This window comes from Streptomyces sp. NPDC088817 (assembly GCF_044750345.1).
Taxonomy (GTDB): Bacteria; Actinomycetota; Actinomycetes; order Streptomycetales; family Streptomycetaceae; genus Streptomyces.
The window spans coordinates 288,661-307,389 of the sequence record NZ_JBIVJN010000001.1; the positions used below are offsets into that span (position 1 = coordinate 288,661).

Here is an 18,729-nt window from a genome sequence, read left to right on the forward strand (position 1 = left end):
TCTACAGGGTTCCGATCCAGTTGGTGAGCAGCTGCGCTCCGGCGTCGCCGGACTTCTCGGGGTGGAACTGGGTGGCCCACAGGGCGTCGTTCTCCACGGCGGCCACGAAGGGCTTGCCGTGCGTCGCCCAGGTCACCCTGGGGGCGCGCAGCGCCGGGTTGTTGGTCTCCAGCCGCCAGTCGTGGACGGCGTAGGAGTGCACGAAGTAGAACCGGGCGTCCTCGTCCAGGCCGGCGAACAGCTCCGAGCCGGCCGGCGCCTGCACGGTGTTCCAGCCCATGTGGGGCACGACGTCCGCCTGGAGCGGCTCGACCGTGCCGGGCCACTCGTCCAGGCCCTCGGCCTCCACCCCGTGCTCGATGCCGCGTGCGAAGAGGACCTGCATGCCGACGCAGATGCCCAGGACCGGGCGCCCGCCGGACAGCCGGCGGTCGATGATCCAGTCGCCGCGCACGTCCTTCAGTCCGCGCATGCAGGCGGCGAAGGCACCCACGCCCGGCACCAGCAGACCGTCGGCGTTCATCGCCGCGTCGTAGTCGCGGGTGATCTCGACGTCGGCTCCCGCGCGGGCGAGGGCCCGCTCGGCGGAACGGACGTTGCCGAAGCCGTAGTCGAGGACCACCACCTTTTTCGCACCGGTGCTCAATTCCACACCCCCAGCCGCATCACGCCCGCGACGAGGCACATCGCCGCACCGACGGACAGCAGCACGATGAGGCTCTTCGGCATCTGCTGCTTGACGAAGGAGATGATGCCGCCGAGCAGGAACAGGCCGACGACGATCAGCAGGGTCGACAGACCGGTCACAGTGCCCCTCCGTTCGCTTCTCCGCCCGCGCGGCGCAGAGGCGCGGCCATCTCCCCCAGTGCCTTGACAGCCTGGGAGGTGCCCCCGGTCGTCTGCGGCCCGGCGGCCGCGCGTGCGTCGCTCACAGGGCGCCCTTCGTGGAGGGGATGATGCCGGCCGCGCGCGTGTCGCGCTCGGACGCGTACCGCAGCGCCCGGGCCAGGGCCTTGAACTGGCACTCCACGATGTGGTGCGCGTTGCGCCCGTAGGGCACGTGCACGTGCAGCGCGATCCGCGCCTGGGCGACGAAGGACTCCAGGATGTGCCGAGTCATCGTGGTGTCGTACTCGCCGATCATCGGCGCCATGTTCTCGGGCTCGGTGTGCACGAGGTACGGGCGGCCGGACAGGTCGACGGTGACCTGGGCGAGGGACTCGTCCAGCGGGACCGTGCAGTTGCCGAAGCGGTAGATGCCGACCTTGTCGCCGAGCGCCTGCTTGAAGGCGGCGCCCAGCGCGAGGGCGGTGTCCTCGATGGTGTGGTGGGAGTCGATGTGCAGATCGCCGTCGGTCTTCACGGTCAGGTCGAACAGACCGTGCCGGCCGAGCTGGTCGAGCATGTGGTCGTAGAAGCCGACGCCGGTGGCGATGTCGGTCCTGCCGGTGCCGTCGAGGTCGATCTCGACCAGGACCGAGGTCTCCTTGGTGGTGCGCTCGACCCTGCCGACGCGTCCCTCGCGAGTCATCAGCTCTGCTCCTGTTCCTTCTTCAGTTCCCGTACCGCGTCGAGGAACGCGTCGTTCTCCTCCGGCGTTCCGGCGGTGACCCGCAGCCACCCCGGTACGCCGTTGTCCCGGACCAGGACGCCCCGGTCCAGGATCCGCCGCCAGGCGGTGTGGGCGTCCTCGAACCGCCCGAACTGGATGAAGTTGGCGTCCGACTCGACCACGTCGTAGCCGATGGCGCGCAGTTCGCCGACGAGCCGGTCCCGCTCGGCCTTGAGCTGCTCGACATAGCCGAGCAGCGTGTCGGTGTGCTCCAGGGCGGCCAGCGCCGTCGCCTGGGTGATCGCCGAGAGGTGGTACGGCAGCCGGACCAGCTGCACGGCGTCCACGACCGCCGGGTGCGCCGCGAAGTAGCCGAGGCGCAGTCCGGCGGCGCCGAACGCCTTGGACATGGTGCGGGAGACGACCAGGTGCGGCCGGTCCCGGAGCAGCGGCAGCAGTGAGGCGCCGTGGCTGAACTCGATGTACGCCTCGTCCACGATCACCATGGACGGCTTGGCCGCCTGTGCCGCCTCGTACAGCGCGAGGACCGTCTCGGGCGGCACCGCGTTGCCGGTGGGGTTGTTGGGGGTGGTGACGAAGACGACGTCCGGGCGGTGCTCCGCGATCGCCCGCTCGGCGGCGGCGAGGTCGATCGTGAAGTCCTCGCGGCGCGGCCCGGAGATCCAGCCCGTGCCCGTGCCGCGCGCGATGAGCGCGTGCATGGAGTACGAGGGCTCGAAGCCGATCGCGGTGCGGCCAGGACCGCCGAAGGTCTGCAGCAGCTGCTGGATGACCTCGTTGGAGCCGTTGGCCGCCCAGACGTTCTCGGCGCCGACCCGGTGGCCGCCCGTCCTCGTCAGGTACTCGGCGAGCCGGGTGCGCAGCTCCACCGCGTCCCGGTCGGGGTAGCGGTTGAGGTGGCGGGCCGCCTCGCGGACCCGCTGGGTGATCCGCTCGACCAGCGGCTCGGGCAGCGGGTAGGGGTTCTCGTTCGTGTTCAGCCGTACGGGGACGTCCAGCTGGGGCGCGCCGTAGGGGGACTTGCCGCGCAGCTCGTCCCGTACGGGAAGATCGTCGATTCCGAAGCTCACTTGCTCGCCGGTACCTTCCAGCCGAACCTCGCCTTGATCGCCGCGCCGTGCGCGGGCAGGTCCTCCGCCTCCGCCAGCGTCACCACGTGGTGGGCGACCTCGGCGAGGGCGTCCTCGGTGTAGTCCACGATGTGGATGCCGCGCAGGAAGGACTGGACGGACAGGCCCGAGGAGTGGCAGGCGCAGCCGCCGGTGGGCAGCACGTGGTTGGAGCCGGCCGCGTAGTCGCCGAGCGAGACCGGCGCCCAGGGGCCGACGAAGACGGCGCCCGCGTTGCGCACCCGGTCGGCGACCGCGGCCGCGCCGGCGGTCTGGATCTCCAGGTGCTCGGCGCCGTAGGCGTCGACCACCCTCAGACCCTCGTCGAGGCCGTCGACGAGGACGATCGCGGACTGCTTGCCGGACAGGGCCGGGCGGATCCGGTCCTCGATGTGCTTGGTCGCCGCGACCTGCGGCTCCAGCTCCTTCTCGACCGCGTCCGCGAGCTCCGCGGAGTCGGTGACCAGGACGGCGGCGGCCAGCGGGTCGTGCTCGGCCTGGCTGATCAGGTCGGAGGCGACGTGCACGGGGTCGGCGCCTGCGTCCGCGAGGATCGCGATCTCGGTGGGGCCGGCCTCGGTGTCGATGCCGATCCTGCCGGTGAAGTAGCGCTTGGCGGCGGCGACCCAGATGTTGCCGGGGCCGGTCACCATGTTCGCGGGCGGGCAGGACTCGGTGCCGTACGCGAACATCGCGACGGCCTGGGCGCCGCCGGCCGCGTACACCTCGTCGACGCCGAGCAGGGCGCAGGCGGCGAGGATCGTGGGGTGCGGCAGGCCACCGAACTCCGCCTGCGGCGGCGAGGCGAGCGCGATCGACTCGACGCCGGCCTCCTGGGCGGGCACGACGTTCATGACCACGGAGGACGGGTAGACCGACCGGCCGCCGGGCGCGTACAGCCCGACGCGCTCGACCGGCACCCATTTCTCGGTCACCGAGCCGCCGGGCACCACCTGGGTGGTGTGCGTGGCGCGGCACTGCTCGCGGTGGACGAGCCGGGCGCGCCGGACGGACTCCTCCAGGGCCGCGCGCACGGCCGGGTCGAGCTGCTCCAGGGCGTCCTTGAGTGCCTGGGCGGGGACCCGCACCGACTCCAGTCGCACGCCGTCGAACCGCTCGGCGAAGTCGATCAGCGCCGCGTCGCCACGATGATGCACGGCCTCGCAGATCGGACGCACCTTCTCCAGGGCGGCCGAGACGTCGAAGTCGGCTCGGGGCAGCAGGTCGCGCAGGGCGGGGCCCTCGGGGAGGGCGTCGCCGCGCAGATCGATTCGGGAGATCACGGTGTCAATTCTCTCAGACCGCGCGCGGACACTGTCCGTCCGTATCAGTGACTGATACGGACCGCCGTGCCGGTGGCCGGTGCCGGGCACGGAAGGAGCCGCTCACATTTCGTGTTCAGAGCGTCACCGATCGGGCATGACCGGTTGTACGAAGCGTAGTCATCCCGCGAGCAGCCGGGGAGGGAGGGAGGATCGTGACGGAGGGGGCCGACTTACACTCCGGGGACCTGTCCGACGACCTGACCGCCACCGAGGCGGGAATGTGGCAGGCCTTCCGCAACGGCAGCGTGTACGACCTGCGCGGCGGCGACGCGGCGGTGGACGATCCGCACGGCGGGCATCCGTGGGGGCCCGAGCGGACCGTGCGAGCGCGTGTCGTGTGCTGGCTGCTCCTCGACGGGCCGCCCGCGCTCGCCGGGCGCGTGTCGTCCCTGAAGCTCCGCGGTCTGCGGATCACGGGCGCCCTGGACCTCGCCGGGGGCGCGGTGCTGCCGTACGTGGAGCTGAACGGGTGCCGGTTCGACCAGGAGGTGCTGCTGCCGGAGGCGCGTTTCACCACCGTGCGGCTGGTGGACTGCGCGGTGCCGCGGCTGGAGGCGGCCCGGGTGCGCACCGAGGGCGACCTGCATCTGCCGCGCTGCCGGTTCACCGGCGGGATACGGCTGACCGACGCGCACATCGGCACGGACCTGCTGCTCAACCAGGCGGTCGTGCACCGGGACCGCGCCGGCCGCTCGATCGCCGCCGACGGGATGACGGTGGGCCAGGACCTCCAGGCGGAGCTGCTGGAGTCGTACGGCGAGTTCAGTCTGCGCAGCGCGAAGATCGGCGTGTCGCTGAGCCTGCGCGGCGCCCGGCTGGCGAACCCGCGGGAGCGGTTCGCGCTGAACGCGCCGCAGCTCACCGTCGAACGCACCCTGTACCTCACCCCGGCAGGCGTGGGCGGCCCGCTGAGCGGGGTGACGCCCGCGCGCGGGACGCGGATCCAGCCCTTCGAGTGCCGGGGCGGAATGCGCCTGGACGACGGGCGGTTCGGCGACGCGGTCGATCTGGAGCGGGCCCTTTTCATCCTCACGGACGAGCAGGTGCTGTCGCTGCGCCGGGTGCAGACGCCGGAGCTGCGCTTCCTCGGGGAGCGGCCGCCGCGCGGACAGGTGCTGCTGTCCGGGGCGCGGGTCGTCACCCTCGTCGACCGGGCGGACAGCTGGCCCGGCCCGGGCAGCCTGCACATGGGCGGCTTCGTCTACGAGAACCTGGTGCCGCGGGGACCGTTCCCGCTGAACGAGCGGCTGGACTGGGTGGCGGCGGCGACCCCCGAGTACAACCCGGAACCGTACGAGCGGCTGGCCGCGGTGCTGCGGGAGTCGGGCGAGGACGTGGACGCGCGCGAGGTGCTGCTCGCCAAGCAGCGGCGCCGCCGCGAGACGCTGCCGCTCGCCGCCAAGCTGGTGGGCTACGTCCAGGACTGGACGGTGGCCTACGGGTACCGGCCGGGCCGGGCCGCGGTGTGGATGGCGGTGCTGTGGGCGGCCGGCTCGCTGGCCTTCGCACGCCTGGGGCCGCCGCCGGCCGACCCCGGCGGCCACCCGGAGTGGAACCCCGCCCTGTTCGCCCTCGACCTGCTGCTGCCGGTCGTCGACCTGGGCCAGGTCGACCGCTGGCAACTACGCGGCGGCTGGCAGTGGCTCGCCGCGGCCCTGATCGTGGTCGGCTGGATCCTGGCCACGACGGTGGCAGCAGGCGCGACACGCCTGCTGCGACGGAACTAGGACGCACGGCGCCTTGCGGGCGGAGCCCCGGAGTACGCGACACCTGCGCGCGGAGGCCACGGGCGCGCGGGTGGCTACGCGCGGGGGCGTGGGGTGGCTTTGGTGGAGCCGTTCTTGTCGAACCACAGTTTGTGCACGGCGACCTCGAGGGTGCACTCGGTCTCCAGCACGCCGTCGAGGGGGCGCACCCGCTCCTGGAGGAACCGCCACAGCTCGGTGTCGTCGGCGGTGAGGACCTGGGCGAAGACGTCGGCCCTGCCGAGCGTCGTGGAGACGTAGCTGACCTCGGCGCACGCCGTCAGCTCCGTCACGACGTGGTCGTGGTGCCCGGGGGCCACCTTGAGGAACAGCAGCGCCAGCCGGGCGCTGCTGAAGCGGCCCGGGTCCGCGAAGGCCGTGATCTTGAGGATGCCGCCGTCCTCGAGCCGGCGGAACCGGCTGCGCACGGTGCCCTCGGAGACGTCCAGCGACCGCGCGATCTCCCGGAAGGCCCGGCGTCCGTCCTGCTCCAGCTCCGCGATGATCGCCCGGTCGAGGCTGTCGAGTTCGATGGTCATGGCCAGATCCTAGGCCGCCCGGACGGCCCGCGGACCACGCATTGCGCGGCTCGAAGGGCCTCCACCCCACCTTTGCACACCACCACGGCGTAAAATTTTTCGCATTACGCAGCACAGACCCCTTGCGTTCACGCATTGCGCGCCCTAGCGTCCCGGATTAACGCAATGCGCATCCCCGGAGGCCATTCACTGCCCGGATGCGCAGTGTCACGCATCTTCGGTTACGCAAGGAGCAGGCCATGCCGCTGCCCGCACCCGCCCCGCCCCCCGTTCCGTCCGGGACGGACTTCGCCTGGCCCTCGGGAGCCGAGGCCGCCGTGTCGTTCACCTTCGACGTGGATGCCGAGGCGGGCTGGCTCGGCGAGGGCGAGGCGTACGCCCGCCGTCTGACGACCCTGTCCGAGGGCCGCTACGGCGTCGTGCGCGGGATGCCGCGCATCCTGCGGCTGCTCGCCGAGCACGGCGTCCGGGGCACGTTCTTCGTGCCCGGTCACACCGCCGGGCTGTACCCGGGCACCGTGGCCGACATCCTGGAGGCCGGTCACGAGATCGCCCACCACGGCCACCTGCACCTGCGCAGCGACCAGGTGTCCGCGGCCGAGCAGCGCGCCGAGATCGAGAAGGGGCTGGCCGCGCTCACCGCCGCCGGGGCGCCCGTACCGGCCGGCTACCGCTCGACGTCCTGGGAGCTGACCCCGGAGACGTTCGAGCTGCTCGTCGAGCACGGCTTCGGCTACGACTCGTCCTGCATGGGCGACGACCGGCCCTACTACGAGACGTACGGGGGCCGCTCCATCCTGGAACTGCCCGTGCACTGGTCGCTGGACGACTGGCCGCGCTACGGCTGGAACATCGACACCGGCGGCAACACGGCCGCGCCCGGGGAGCTGTTCACCTCCTGGCTCGCCGAGTACGAGTGGGCCAGGGCCGAACGGCGGCACGTCTGTTACACCATGCACCCCGAGGTGATCGGCCGGCCGCAGCGCTTCGCCGAACTGGCCCGGCTCGTCGAGGCCGTGGCCGGGGACGGCCGTGCCTGGACCGCGCCGCTCGCCGATGTCGCCGCCCATGTGCGGCCGCTGCTGCCGCCGCCTCCCGTCCCGGCTCCGGCGGTGGACCGGTGAACGGCAAGGGCACGGACACCGGCACGGATGCCGGCACCGGCACCCACACCCGGTTCGTCTCGACCGCGACCGAGCCGCGCGCGCGGGGACGGGAGTTCGGCGAGACCTGGCGCGCACGGGTCGCCGCCACCGCCGACGGTTACCGGGAGCTGTTCGCCCGCGGCGGTATGCGGGACCTGTCAGGACCCGGGTCCCGCGCGCTGGCCGCCGTCGAGGCCTGGGCCCCGTACCTGGCCGCCGAGATCCGGGGCATCGCGGAGGGCGCCGCCCTGCCGGTCGAGACCGTCGCGGCGGTCAACGCCCGTACCGAGATCCTGGCGAGCACCCGCGCGGGGGGCGAGTGCTCGACGGTCGTCGCGCTGCGCGAGGGCGACGCGGAGCCGGTGGCCGCGCAGAACTGGGACTGGTACGCGGGACACGCGGCGAACTGGCTGGAGTGGGAGATCCCGCACGCGAACGGCGGGCGCTCCACGACGCTCACCGAGTACGGGATCGTCGGCAAGATCGGCGTCAACGACCGCGGCGTGGGCTGCCTGTTCAACATCCTCCACCACCGCGCCGACACCGGCGCCCACGGTGTTCCCGTGCACGTCGTCGCCCGCCGTCTGCTGGACGAGGCCGGCACCGTCGCCGACGGGCTGCGGATCATCGGCGGGGCCCGGAACTCCGCGTCCACCACGATCACCGTCGTCGGCGGACGCCGGGCCGGACGCAGCGCGGTGGCCGCCGAGTTGTGGCCCGGCGGCCCCGGACACGTCCTGCCGGACCCCGACGGGCTGCTGCTGCACACCAACCACTTCCTGAGCCGTCCCGGCGCGGACGGCGACACCGAGCCGCGCACCGACCCCGACACGCTCGTGCGCTACGAGGTGCTGCGCCGGGCCCTGCACGGGCGCGGCCGGGACCTGTCCCCCGCGCAGGCGCTGGCGGCGCTGGCCGGTCACGACGGAGGCGTGTGCGTGCACGCCCCCGAGGGGGACGACCACGCCTTCCGGACCCTGGCCGCCGTCCGTATCGACTTCGCCACCCGTCGGCTGGACATCCACACCGGCCCGCCCTGCCGCACCCACGGCGACCGGCCCGGCCCTGACGGCGACCGGTCCGGCACCGACGGCAACTGACCCAGCCCACCAAACACTTCGACCAGAGGAGCAAGCAGTGCTTCAGCTCAAGCGCATCGACAACACGGACATCCTCACCCATGACGTCCAACGGCTCGTGGACTTCTACCACGGCGTCCTGGGACTGCCCTTCCATCTGCCGTACGTGCCCGAGGAGAAGTGGGCCGCCATCGACCTGGGCAATCTGACGCTCTACCTGTTCGCCTCCGAGGCGGGCGAGCACGCCCCGCGCCGCACCGAGGTCAACGCCGAGAACCCGCCCGGTCTGGACTCGTTCGCCTTCGAGGTGGACGACCTCGACGCAGCGTACGCCGCGCTGGACGGCCGGGTCGAGTGGGTCACCGGGCAGGAGATCGTCTGGAACCACCCGTCGGGCGTGTGGTACCGCTACCGGCCGTTCTACGACCCGGACGGCAACATGCTGTACATCACCGAGCCGCACCGGGCGCGGGCGTGAGCGCCCCCGCCGCCGGCTCGCTGGCCGGCCGCAGCGCCCTGATCACCGGTGCCGCCCGCGGCATGGGCCGCACCCACGCCCTCGCGCTCGCCGCCCGCGGCGCGGCCCTCGCCCTGGCCGATCTGGACACGGAGGAACTGGACCGCACGGTCGCCGAGGTCCGGGCGGCCGGTGGGCGGGCCGAGCCCTTCACCACCGACATCACCGCGCGCGACCACGCCGAGGACCTGGTCTCCCGCGCCGCCGAAGCGCTGGGCGGGCTGGACGTCCTGGTGCACAACGCCGGGCTGATGTTCTCCATGACGGGCCTGGCCGAGACCGACGACGCCGACTTCGAGCGGCTGCTCGCGGTCAACGTCCGGGCGCCGCTGTACCTGACCCGGGCCGCCCTGCCGCACCTGCGGGCGAGCCGGGCGGGGCGCGTCGTCTTCGTCTCGTCCCAGTGGGGCCAGGTCCCCGACGGGCACTCCTACGGCTACATGGTCTCCAAGGCCGCCCAGCTCGGGCTGATGAAGACCCTCGCCCGGGAGTTCGCGAGCGAGCGGATCATGGTCAACGCCGTGGCCCCCGGCGCCGTCGCCACCCGCATGGTGCCCGACTCCCACTACGAGGCGGAGGTCGCGGCCGTGCCCATCGGGCGGCTCGCCGAGCCGTCGGAGATCTCCGAGGTGGTGGCCTTCCTCGCCGCCGACACGGGCTCCTTCATCACCGGCCAGACCATCCCCGTCAACGGCGGCGCGCTCGTCGTCGGCATCTGACCCTCCCAAGGACGCCCTCATGTCTACATCCACCTCCACCCCGACCACACGCGAACAGGCCGAGCGCGCCATGCGCCACTCCTGGTTCCCCGTCGCCCGTTCCACCGACCTCGCCACCCCGCGGCCCGCGACGCTGCTCGGCGAGAAGCTCGTGGTGTGGCGCTCGGCCGACGGCACCGCCCGCGTCAGCGCGCTGCGCTGCCCGCACCGCGGCGCCGACCTGTCGCAGGGCGTCGTCACCGGCGGCTCCCTCGGCTGCCCCTACCACGGCTGGCGGTTCGACGGTACGGACGGCCACTGCTCCTACGTACCCTCGCTCGCGGACCAGTCGGGCGTCCCGCCGAAGGCCGCGATCCGCACCTACCCGGCCGTGGAGCGGTTCGGCCATGTGTGGACGGTCCTCGAGAACCCGGTCACCGAGCTGTACGACCCCGAGGAGTGGCGCGACCGGGACCTGGTGTGGCTCGCCGCGGAGCCGCTGTCGTCGCCCACCGGTGTCGCCGTGGCGATCGAGAACTTCCGCGACGTGGCGCACTTCCCCTTCGTCCACCAGGTGTCGATGGGCCCCACGCCCGAGGTCGTCGCCCCGCTGACGGTGCGCCGCGACGGGCTCGACGTGTACATGGAGCACCAGTTGGACGCCGGCTCGGGCGACTGGGCCGCGCAGGGCGACTGCCTGATGGCGTACCACTGCGCGGCCCCGGGCTTCGCGTCCATCAGCTACCACTACGAGAACGCCGGTCTGCGCGTGGTCGCGGGCTTCCCCTCCCCCGTGTCCTACGAGGAGGTGCGGATCTTCTGGGGCGTCGCCAACGAGCGGGACTTCAGTGGCGCCTCGCTGGAGGAGTGCCTGCGGGTCGAGGAGATGGTCTACCTGGAGGACCTGCCGATCACCGCGAACATCGAGCCGCGCGAGGTGCCCTGGGACGCCGAGGTTCCGGAGTTCTCCGCGCCCGCGGACCTGTTCACGCTCAACTACCGGCGGGCCTTCCACGAGTTGATGCGCCGCACCGCCGGCCTGGCGGGCGCGGAAGGCACGCGGACATGAGCCGTTCCTCCGAGGCGCCGCGCGAACTGCGCGTCACGGCAAGGGAGGAGGCCGCCGACGGCGTCGTCGCGCTCACCCTGGCCGACTCCGGCGGCGGCCGGCTGCCGGCGTGGACGCCCGGCGCCCACCTGGACGTGCATCTGGCCGGCGGACTGGTGCGGCAGTACTCGCTGTGCTCCGACCCGGGGGACCTGTCCCACTACCGGATCGGGGTGCTGCGGGTCGAGGACGGCCGCGGCGGCTCGCGGCTGGTGCACTCCGCGCTGCGTCCGGGCACGGTGCTGCCGGTCTCGGCGCCGCGCAACAACTTCCCGCTGGTCGAGGACGCGGACGAGTACGTGCTGATCGCGGGCGGGATCGGCATCACCCCGCTCCTTCCCATGGCCGGGCGCCTCACGGCGCTCGGCCGGCCCTGGCGGATGCTGTACGCGGGCCGCTCGCGCACCACGATGGCGTTCCTCGGCGAGCTGCCGCCGCGGCAGGTCACGGTCGTCCCGGAGGACGAGGCGGGCCGCCCGGACCTCGCCGCCCACCTCGCCCCGAGCCCCGGTGCGACGGTGTACGCCTGCGGTCCGGGCGGACTGCTCGACGCCGTACGCGCCCTGCACCCCGGCCCGGTGCACACCGAGCGCTTCACGCCCGCCCCGGCGGCGCCCGGCCCGGCCGGTGCCGGCGCCTTCACCGTGGAGCTGGCCCGCTCCGGCACCGAGGTGACCGTCCCGCCCGGCCGCAGCGTCCTCGACGCGGTGCGCGAGGCGGGGACCCCGGTCCCGTCCTCCTGCGAAATGGGCATCTGCGGCACCTGCGAGACCAAGGTCATCGCCGGCACGCCGGACCACCGCGACGACCTGCTCACCCCCGAGGAGCGGGCCGCCGGCGACACGATGCTGATCTGCGTCTCGCGCAGCGCGGGCGCACGGCTCGTCCTCGATCTGTAAGACCCCTCCCGAGCACCACGAGCACCCCTGAAGGGGGATCTCCATGCCTGTCGCGTCACACCCCGAGCCGCCCGTGCGAGGGGGAACAGAGGACGGGGCCGCGCCCGCGCTGCCGAGGAAGATGCGCTGGTACGACGGTTTCGCGCTGTCCCTGACCATGCCGGCCGCGCTGGTCGCCTCGCTGGGCGGCTCCATCGGCGGACTCGGCGGCTGGGGCGCGGTCGCGCTGTGGGCGACCGCGATGGTGCTGGCCGCCGTCACCAACTGGATCTACACCGAACTGGCGGCGATGTTCCCCGAGTCCTCCGGGGGCATCGCGCACTACGCGACGGAGGGCTGGAAACGGCGCGCGCCGGTCGTCGGGCCGCTGGCGTCCTTCGGCTACTGGTTCCCGTGGACGACCGCGCTGTCGGTGTACGCCGGGATCGTGGGCTCCCTGGTCCAGGCGCAGTGGTTCCCCGGGCAGCGGTGGAGCCTGACGTTCGGCCCGGTGCAGCTCACCTTCCCGATCGCCGTCGGACTCGGCGTGATCGTGCTGCTGTTCGCGGCGGCCCTGGTCGGCCTGCACGCGGCGATGTGGGTGGTGTACCTGACCGGCGGGATGCTGCTCGTGCCCCTGCTGGTGTTCATGGTCGGACCCTTCCTCAGCGGCCGCTGGGACGCCTCCCGGCTGCACTGGGACCTGCACGGCGCGGCCGGTCTGCACGAGGCGCTGGTCTGGCTGTACATCATGGCGTGGACCTGCTTCTGCGTGGAGGTGTGCGCCACCTTCGCGCCGGAGTACCGGGACACCGTGAAGGACACCTCGCGGGCGCTGCGGGCGGGCGCGCTGTTCGGTCTCGGCGTGTTCGTGCTGATGCCGCTGTCCCTCGCCGGCTACGTGGGCGAGAAACCGATCGCCGACGAGCCGACGACGTTCTACGTCCGGGCCTTCCAGGACCTGATCGGCGGCGGGGCCGACCTGATGGTGGTGTTCCTGATCGGCTCGCTGCTGCTCATCATGGTCACCGGTCTCGCGGACGGCTCCCGGGTGCTCTACACGATGGGGGTCGAGGGGACGACGATCCGCCAGTTCGGCGTGCTGAACGGGCGGGGCGTGCCGGTACGGGCGCTGGTCGTCGCCCTGGTCCTGAACGTCGTCACCCTGACGGTGCTGAGGACACCGCTGGCGATCATCGTGGCGGGCAACCTGGGCTACATCCTCACGCACGTCCTGGCGTTGTCGGCCTTCGCTCTGCTGCGCCGGGACCGGCCGGACGCGGCGCGGCCGATCCGCCTGCCGTCGTTCCTCGTGCCGGTGGCGTGGGTGCTGGCCGCGCTGCTGAGCGTGATCCTCGTCGTCGGCGCGACCGGGTTCTCGGTGAGCGGGTACGGCGGTTTCACGGAGCTGGGCGTCGCGGTCGGGGTACTGGCGACGGGCGTCTGCCTGTGGCTGTACCGGACCCGCGTGCAGGACCGCGGGAGTGCGGGCGGGCGCGGGGAGGCGGCCGGTTCCACTGCTCCCGCACAGCGCGCGGACAGTTGTTGAAACCAACACCTTTTACTCTACCTTGACCATCCCGCGTACAACTTTCCACTCCTTGCCCGAACCCCCTGGCGCGCGTGCGACCTGCGTCTTTCAATGGTCGACACCATGGCATCGCTGCCCGCGTTCATCCGCCCTGCCCGGATGACAAGAACCGTGCCCAGCCCCGCCGCCGGGCTCACCGCCGCCGGGCTCCCCTCCGACGACGAGGTCCTCCTCGACGCGCCGGACGAACCCCTCGGCCCGGCGCTGGTCGCCGCCGCCCAGGGCGCGTACCGGCCCGCCGCGGCGCTGCTCGCCGGCACCCGGGAGGGGGCCCGCTGGGAGGAGCGCGACCGGTACACGACACGGCTGGCCGCCATCGCCCGCTCCCGCCCGGAGTGGCTGGACGTCTGGCTCGCCACCGCCCCGCGCGACCCGGACGCGCTGCTGGTCGCCGCCCAGCTCGCGGTCGACCGCGCCTGGCCCTCGCCCGCGCGGGCCGAGCTGCTGCGCGGCGTCAGCCCCCTGATCACGGCCGCCGCCCGCGCCGACGCCCGTGACCCGGTGCCGTGGCGGGTCGCGCTGGACCACGCGCGCGGCAGCCGCGCCGGGCACCGGTACTTCGAGGAGCTGTGGGAGGCCGCGGTCCGCCGCGCCCCGCACCACTACGGCTGCCATGTGGCCGCCCTGCGCTATCTGGCGACCTCCTGGCACGGCTCGCACCGCGAGTGCTTCGACTTCGCCGATCTGGCCGCCCAGGACGCCCCGGCCGGTTCGCTCGTCCAGGCGCTGCCCGTGCGGGCCGCCTTCGCGTATCTGACCGACGGCTGCGGGCCTCCGGTGCCGCGGGCCCGGCTGCACGCGGCGGCCGACCGGGCGATCGTGTTCTCCGCCCGCTTCCCGGCGGCCGTGACCTGGCCCGCGGAGATCCGCAACCTGCTGGCCTGCGTCCTGCTGCGGCTGGAGCGCCCCGAGGAGGCCCTCGTGCAGCTGCGCCTCATCGGCCCGTACGCCACCTCCTTCCCCTGGGAACGGCAGTCGGACGACCCGCTGGGGTTCTTCCTGAAACTGCGCGCCGACCTGGGGGCGGCACCGCCCGCGGGACCGTCCCGGCGCCCGCGATACGGGCTCGGCGGACGCGCCCGTCGCGGCGAGCACTAGGCTTTTGCGCCGTGACCACCGTCCGCCTTCCGCTCTTCCCCCTGAACACGGTGCTGTTCCCGGGGCTGGTGCTGCCCCTGAACGTCTTCGAGGAGCGCTACCGCGCCATGATGCGCGCGCTGCTGAAGACGCCCGAGGACGAACCGCGCCGGTTCGCCGTCGTGGCGATCCGCGACGGCCACGAAGTGGCCGAGAGCTCCCCCGGCATGCCCGATCCGACCACACAGCCCGTACGCGGCCCCGCCGCCGGCTTCGGCCCCGACCCGGCCAAGGCCTTCCACTCCGTGGGCTGTGTGGCGGACGCGGCGACGATCCGGGAGCGGGCCGACGGCACCTTCGAGGTACTGGCCACGGGCACGACCCGGGTCCGGCTGCTGTCCGTGGACGCCTCCGGTCCGTACCTCGTGGCGGAGCTGCGGGAGCTGACCGAGGAGCCCGGGGACGAGGCGGGCGCGCTGGCCGAGGGGGTGCTGCGGTCCTTCCGGCAGTACCAGAAGCGGCTGGCGGGCGCGCGGGAGCGGTCGCTGTCGACGGCCGCGGAGCTGCCGGACGAGCCGAGCGTGGTGTCGTACCTGGTGGCGGCGGCGATGATGCTCGACATTCCGACGAAGCAGCGGCTGCTCCAGGCGCCCGACATCTCCTCCCGGCTGCGTGACGAGCTGAAACTCCTGCGCAGGGAGACGGCGATCCTCCGTAGTCTGCCGTCGTTGCCGGCCGCGGAGCTGACCCGCGGGCCGACGAGTCTCAACTGAAGGACCGAGGGAACGGGTCGGGATGGCCAAGAAGGCGAAGAAGCAGCAGGACAAAGGGGCGGGCGGCACTCCGGCGACGGTGGCGCTGACCGCGGCGGGCGTGCCGTACACCGTGCACTCCTACGACCACGACCCCTCGCACCCCTCCTACGGCGAGGAGGCGGCCGAGGCGATGGGTGTCTCCCCCGACCGGGTCTTCAAGACGCTGGTGGCGGACGTCGACGGCGCCCTGACGGTGGCCGTGGTGCCGGTCGCGGGCTCCCTGGACCTCAAGGCCCTGGCGGCGGCGGTCGGCGGCAAGCGGGCGGCGATGGCCGACCCGGCCCTCGCGGAGCGCACCACCGGCTACGTCCGCGGCGGCATCTCCCCGCTCGGCCAGCGCAAGAGACTCCCCACGGTCCTGGACGACTCGGCCCCCACCCACGCCACCATCTGCGTCTCGGCAGGCCGCCGCGGCCTGGAGGTCGAACTGTCCCCGGTCGACCTGGCAGGCCTCACCAACGCCGTCCTCGCCCCGATCGGCCGCGCCTGACCGCCCGGTCCTGTCCGGCTGGCGCGGTGGGAGGCTTACCGTGCCGCCCACCCGCGTCCGCCACGCGGCCTCCGGACACCGAACAGGGGCCCCGGCCGGGCTAGTGCGCCGAGGACTCCCCGTGTCCGTGGGTGCCGTCTCCGTGGGTGTCGTCTCCGTGCGGGCCGCCCTCGGGCGTGCCGTCCCCGACTGTGCCGTCTCCGTGCGCGCCGGACTCGTAATACATCTCCGGGTCACGTGGCCCGAACAGGGCCGTCAGTCCCAGGTGGACGAGCAGTGCGGCCAGTGGCCAGGCCAGCAGTGCTCCCTTGGCGTCGAGCTTCAGCGGGGCCGGGAACGTCACACCCTTGCCGACCGCCTTGGCGTGGACGATCACGTCCTGCTCGGGTCCGAGCCACACTCCGAGCCGCCACGCCAGCAGCGACGCGAGCAGTCCTCCGACGCACAGGGCCACCACCAGCGGCACACCGCCGCGCCTGCGCACCAGGAAGACGGCCGTCGCGCACACCACGCCGAAGGCCAGGGCCAGCAGCGTGAACGTGCCGTCCACGCCGATCGCCTGCTCGCCCTCGGTGTCCTTGAGGTAGACGACCCAGTTGTTCCCGGACACTTCGGCGACCAGCGGCACCTTCGGTGCCAGCCGCAGCCAGAGCAGTCCCAGCGGCACCCCGCAGAGCGCCACGGCGACCATGACGAGGACGGCCTCCCGGATCTCGGCCGCCCAGCCGGGCCCGTCCTGTTCGTAGGCGCTCTTCGGCGGGACGGGCGGCACCTGCCAGGACTGCCAGGGCTGGACCGGCCCCGGCCCCGACTGCGGGGCGTGCCCGGACTCCGACGGCCCCGAAGACCCCGAGGACTCTGAGGGCCCGGAGGAGCCGGAAGGCTGTGAGGAGCGCCGGTGCGGCGGTGGTGGCGGAGTCAACGGAGCTGTCACCTTGTCATCCTGCCAGTTGCGGGGGAAGGCCGCGTCACCGGACGGCGGCCCGGCGGTAGGCCCAGGTGGCGGCGGCCAGCGAGACCACCCCGACCACGGCGCAGACGGCCATGTCACCGGCCACCAGAGCCCAGTCGGGACGGGCCGCGAAGGTGTGCGCGTAGGCCTCCACGCCGTACGTGGAAGGCAGCAGGTCACGCACCAGCCGTACCGCCTCCGGCATACGGTCGGGGGGCAGCACACCCAGCAGCAGCGCCGCCGACATGCCCAACTGACCCAGCAGCGTGGCCAGTTCCGGGCGCGGTGCGAGCAGCCCGCAGGCCGCGCCGAGCCCGGAGAGCGCGGCACCGGCCAGCGGGATCACCGCCAACAGCACCCACAGGTTGCCGAGTGGCAGCCCGAACAGCACGCACCCGAACACGGCGGTCACGAGCGTGCCCGGCACCGTGAAGGAGGCGTACGCGGCCGCCGCGCCCAGCACCACGGCCGCGGGCGGCACCGGGAGCGTCGCGTAGTGGTCGAGCCCGCCGCTGGCCCGCAGCTGCCCGAAGTACTGGGCGAGCAGGTTCAGCGCGACGAAGGCGACCACGACGACCGAGGCGCCGGACACCACGTATCGGGCCTCGCTGCCGCCGTCGACCACGCCCCGCATCATGACCATGATGCCGGCGGACTGGAAGGTCGCCACGAACAGCAGCGGGATCCTCGCCACCCGCGCCCGGGACAGCTGGGCCCGGTACACGGCGGCCAGCGACGGCCACAGCCGAGCCCGCGGCCCGAGCACGGCCGCGTCACCGGAACCGCCGTCCTGTACGGCCGTCGCGCCCGGCAGCACACCGGCGGGTACGACACTCACGTCGAACTGCTCCCTTTCCCTGCGGCAGCACACGCGGCCGGCTTCTCCGTCGTGGCGGGCGCGGCGGGTGCGGTCGTGTCTCCCGCGCCGCACGGGTTCCCCCCGGCGCCCGTGTACTCCTCCACGGATCCGCCGGTCCCCGCGCTCATGCCGCTGATCCCGGTCATGCCTTCACCAGCCCCTGCCGGGCGGCGCCGCCCAGCGCCAGGTACACGTCCTCCAGGCTGGGCGTGGTCAGTGTGAAGTCGTCCAGGGCGGCGAACGCGGCACCGCCGGTGACCGTGGCGACGGCGGCACGGGCCTCCTCGGGCGCCAGCCGCAGCGTCCAGCGGCGGCCCGCCTCCACGGCCCGTTCCCTGAGCGCGGCGACCTCCGCCACCTCCAGGGGCGCCCGGTCCCGCCACACCAGCTCGACCCGCACCTCGCCGGAGACCCGCTCCTTGAGCCGGGCCGGGGTGTCGCAGGCGATGACGCGGCCCCGGTCCAGGACGGCGACCCGGTCCAGGACGGTCTCGGCCTCGATGACGTTGTGGGTGACCAGGACGACGGTCGTGCCGCGTTCGGCGCGCCGCCGGTCGACGGCGGACCACACCGCCCGCCGGGCCACCGGGTCCATTCCGGCGGTCGGCTCGTCGAGCACCAGCAGCGGGCGCTCTCCGACCAGCGCGGCCGCGAAGCAGGCGAGCCGCCGCTGCCCGCCGGAGAGCTTCTTCAGCGGACGCCCGGCGATCGGTGTGAGACCCAGTTCGTCGAGGACGGCGTCCCGCTCGGCACGCGCCTGCCGGAGGTCCAGGCCGCGCAGCCGCCCGGTGGTCTCGGCGGCGAGCGAGACGGTCAGCTCGTCCAGGGCGGTGGACTCCTGCCCGAGGTAGGCGAGGATCCGCGCGGCCCGCTCGGGGTGCGCGACGATGTCGTGGCCGAGGATCTCGACCGTGCCGCTGTCGGGGCGCAGCAGCCCGGTGAGCTGGCGTACGAGGGTGGACTTTCCGGCGCCGTTCGGCCCGAGCAGCCCGAAGATCTCACCGCGCCGTACGTCGAGCTCGACCGCGTCGGTGGCCAGCACCTCGGGCGTTCCCGGGACCCCGCGCCGGCCCCGCAGCGCGGGGTAGGTCCGGGTCAGTCCGCGCACCGCGCACACGACGTCGTCCCCGGGGCGAAGTGCCTGTGCCGTGCGCGTACTCACAAGGGACGAGGGTACGGGGTCGCGGAGCCCCACTCGTCCTCGGGGCGTCCCGAGCAGGCCCGGTGAG

General features: G+C 73.3%; 20 protein-coding genes. 11 read left to right on the top strand and 9 right to left on the bottom strand.

Annotated elements, in window-relative coordinates:
- Position 1: 1 nt before the first annotated feature.
- The 5 genes from hisH to hisD all read right to left on the bottom strand — a co-directional run bounded on the left by hisH (position 2) and on the right by hisD (position 3,965).
- Entirely contained in the window at positions 2–652 is a 651-nt protein-coding gene (gene hisH / locus ACIP4X_RS01355) for an imidazole glycerol phosphate synthase subunit HisH (protein WP_401346068.1), read from the bottom strand.
- Complete coding sequence (locus ACIP4X_RS01360; RefSeq protein ID WP_358731251.1) at positions 643–807, bottom strand: hypothetical protein; 165 nt, start codon at positions 805–807, stop codon at positions 643–645. The genes hisH and ACIP4X_RS01360 overlap by 10 nt, the downstream gene beginning before the upstream one ends.
- A 121-nt stretch (positions 808–928) precedes the next feature.
- Positions 929–1,531 (bottom strand): imidazoleglycerol-phosphate dehydratase HisB, encoded by a 603-nt coding sequence (gene hisB / locus ACIP4X_RS01365; RefSeq protein ID WP_358731247.1) that lies wholly within the window; start codon positions 1,529–1,531, stop codon positions 929–931.
- Positions 1,531–2,643 (bottom strand): histidinol-phosphate transaminase, encoded by a 1,113-nt coding sequence (locus tag ACIP4X_RS01370; protein ID WP_391453550.1) that lies wholly within the window; start codon positions 2,641–2,643, stop codon positions 1,531–1,533. The genes hisB and ACIP4X_RS01370 overlap by 1 nt, the downstream gene beginning before the upstream one ends.
- Complete coding sequence (hisD, locus tag ACIP4X_RS01375) at positions 2,640–3,965, bottom strand: histidinol dehydrogenase (RefSeq protein ID WP_401346072.1); 1,326 nt, start codon at positions 3,963–3,965, stop codon at positions 2,640–2,642. The genes ACIP4X_RS01370 and hisD overlap by 4 nt, the downstream gene beginning before the upstream one ends.
- A gap of 194 nt (positions 3,966–4,159) precedes the next feature.
- Between hisD and ACIP4X_RS01380 the strand changes: the two genes are divergently transcribed.
- Entirely contained in the window at positions 4,160–5,734 is a 1,575-nt protein-coding gene (locus ACIP4X_RS01380; protein ID WP_358731242.1) for an oxidoreductase, read from the top strand.
- Positions 5,735–5,808: 74 nt separating this feature from the next.
- Here ACIP4X_RS01380 and ACIP4X_RS01385 read toward each other — a convergent pair whose 3' ends face one another.
- Complete coding sequence (locus ACIP4X_RS01385; RefSeq protein WP_401346074.1) at positions 5,809–6,291, bottom strand: Lrp/AsnC family transcriptional regulator; 483 nt, start codon at positions 6,289–6,291, stop codon at positions 5,809–5,811.
- 239 nt (positions 6,292–6,530) lie between these two features.
- On the opposite strand from ACIP4X_RS01385, the gene ACIP4X_RS01390 reads away from it, so the two are divergent.
- The 10 genes from ACIP4X_RS01390 (at position 6,531) to ybaK (ending at position 15,689) form a co-directional block, all read left to right on the top strand.
- Complete coding sequence (locus ACIP4X_RS01390; protein WP_401346077.1) at positions 6,531–7,415, top strand: polysaccharide deacetylase; 885 nt, start codon at positions 6,531–6,533, stop codon at positions 7,413–7,415.
- A complete protein-coding gene (locus tag ACIP4X_RS01395) occupies positions 7,412–8,536 on the top strand; it encodes a C45 family autoproteolytic acyltransferase/hydolase (protein WP_401346079.1) in 1,125 nt (374 codons plus the stop codon). Before ACIP4X_RS01390 ends, ACIP4X_RS01395 begins: the two co-directional genes overlap by 4 nt.
- 37 nt (positions 8,537–8,573) lie before the next feature.
- Positions 8,574–8,993: a VOC family protein gene (locus tag ACIP4X_RS01400; RefSeq protein WP_358731236.1), complete on the top strand. Its 420-nt coding sequence runs from the start codon at positions 8,574–8,576 to the stop codon at positions 8,991–8,993.
- Complete coding sequence (locus tag ACIP4X_RS01405; RefSeq protein ID WP_358731234.1) at positions 8,990–9,751, top strand: SDR family NAD(P)-dependent oxidoreductase; 762 nt, start codon at positions 8,990–8,992, stop codon at positions 9,749–9,751. The genes ACIP4X_RS01400 and ACIP4X_RS01405 overlap by 4 nt, the downstream gene beginning before the upstream one ends.
- 19 nt (positions 9,752–9,770) lie before the next feature.
- Positions 9,771–10,799, top strand: coding sequence for a Rieske 2Fe-2S domain-containing protein (locus ACIP4X_RS01410; protein ID WP_401346084.1), 1,029 nt, complete (start codon positions 9,771–9,773; stop codon positions 10,797–10,799).
- Positions 10,796–11,737, top strand: a complete 942-nt coding sequence (locus tag ACIP4X_RS01415) for a PDR/VanB family oxidoreductase (protein WP_358731231.1) — start codon at positions 10,796–10,798, stop codon at positions 11,735–11,737. Before ACIP4X_RS01410 ends, ACIP4X_RS01415 begins: the two co-directional genes overlap by 4 nt.
- Positions 11,738–11,780: 43 nt before the next feature.
- The gene (locus ACIP4X_RS01420; RefSeq protein WP_401346087.1) at positions 11,781–13,265 is read left to right on the top strand and encodes an APC family permease; all 1,485 of its coding nucleotides are present in this window, start codon (positions 11,781–11,783) and stop codon (positions 13,263–13,265) included.
- 93 nt (positions 13,266–13,358) lie between these two features.
- On the top strand, positions 13,359–14,405 hold the full coding sequence (locus ACIP4X_RS01425) for a hypothetical protein (protein WP_401346090.1): 1,047 nt from the start codon (positions 13,359–13,361) through the stop codon (positions 14,403–14,405).
- An 11-nt stretch (positions 14,406–14,416) separates the two neighbouring features.
- Positions 14,417–15,157 carry an LON peptidase substrate-binding domain-containing protein gene (locus ACIP4X_RS01430; RefSeq protein ID WP_358731227.1) on the top strand — a complete coding sequence of 247 codons (741 nt, stop codon included), beginning with the start codon at positions 14,417–14,419 and terminating at the stop codon, positions 15,155–15,157.
- Between the two features lie 22 nt (positions 15,158–15,179).
- Entirely contained in the window at positions 15,180–15,689 is a 510-nt protein-coding gene (gene ybaK / locus ACIP4X_RS01435; RefSeq protein ID WP_391453534.1) for a Cys-tRNA(Pro) deacylase, read from the top strand.
- Between the two features lie 100 nt (positions 15,690–15,789).
- On the opposite strand, the gene ACIP4X_RS01440 is transcribed toward ybaK, so the two are convergent.
- From ACIP4X_RS01440 to ACIP4X_RS01450, 3 genes are all read right to left on the bottom strand, one after another.
- Positions 15,790–16,623 carry a hypothetical protein gene (locus ACIP4X_RS01440; RefSeq protein ID WP_401346093.1) on the bottom strand — a complete coding sequence of 278 codons (834 nt, stop codon included), beginning with the start codon at positions 16,621–16,623 and terminating at the stop codon, positions 15,790–15,792.
- Positions 16,624–16,657: 34 nt separating this feature from the next.
- Positions 16,658–17,479 carry an ABC transporter permease gene (locus ACIP4X_RS01445; RefSeq protein ID WP_358731221.1) on the bottom strand — a complete coding sequence of 274 codons (822 nt, stop codon included), beginning with the start codon at positions 17,477–17,479 and terminating at the stop codon, positions 16,658–16,660.
- A gap of 163 nt (positions 17,480–17,642) precedes the next feature.
- Positions 17,643–18,617, bottom strand: a complete 975-nt coding sequence (locus ACIP4X_RS01450; RefSeq protein ID WP_391453832.1) for an ATP-binding cassette domain-containing protein — start codon at positions 18,615–18,617, stop codon at positions 17,643–17,645.
- Between the last annotated feature and the right edge of the window lie 112 nt (positions 18,618–18,729).

Coding starts and splice junctions, on each gene's coding strand:
- hisB (WP_358731247.1), bottom strand. CDS start 1,531: ATGACTCGCGAGGGACGCGTCGGCAGGGTCGAGCGCACCACCAAGGAG.
- ACIP4X_RS01385 (WP_401346074.1), bottom strand. CDS start 6,291: ATGACCATCGAACTCGACAGCCTCGACCGGGCGATCATCGCGGAGCTG.
- ACIP4X_RS01415 (WP_358731231.1), top strand. CDS start 10,796: ATGAGCCGTTCCTCCGAGGCGCCGCGCGAACTGCGCGTCACGGCAAGG.
- ybaK (WP_391453534.1), top strand. CDS start 15,180: ATGGCCAAGAAGGCGAAGAAGCAGCAGGACAAAGGGGCGGGCGGCACT.
- ACIP4X_RS01410 (WP_401346084.1), top strand. CDS start 9,771: ATGTCTACATCCACCTCCACCCCGACCACACGCGAACAGGCCGAGCGC.
- ACIP4X_RS01390 (WP_401346077.1), top strand. CDS start 6,531: ATGCCGCTGCCCGCACCCGCCCCGCCCCCCGTTCCGTCCGGGACGGAC.
- ACIP4X_RS01425 (WP_401346090.1), top strand. CDS start 13,359: ATGGTCGACACCATGGCATCGCTGCCCGCGTTCATCCGCCCTGCCCGG.
- ACIP4X_RS01420 (WP_401346087.1), top strand. CDS start 11,781: ATGCCTGTCGCGTCACACCCCGAGCCGCCCGTGCGAGGGGGAACAGAG.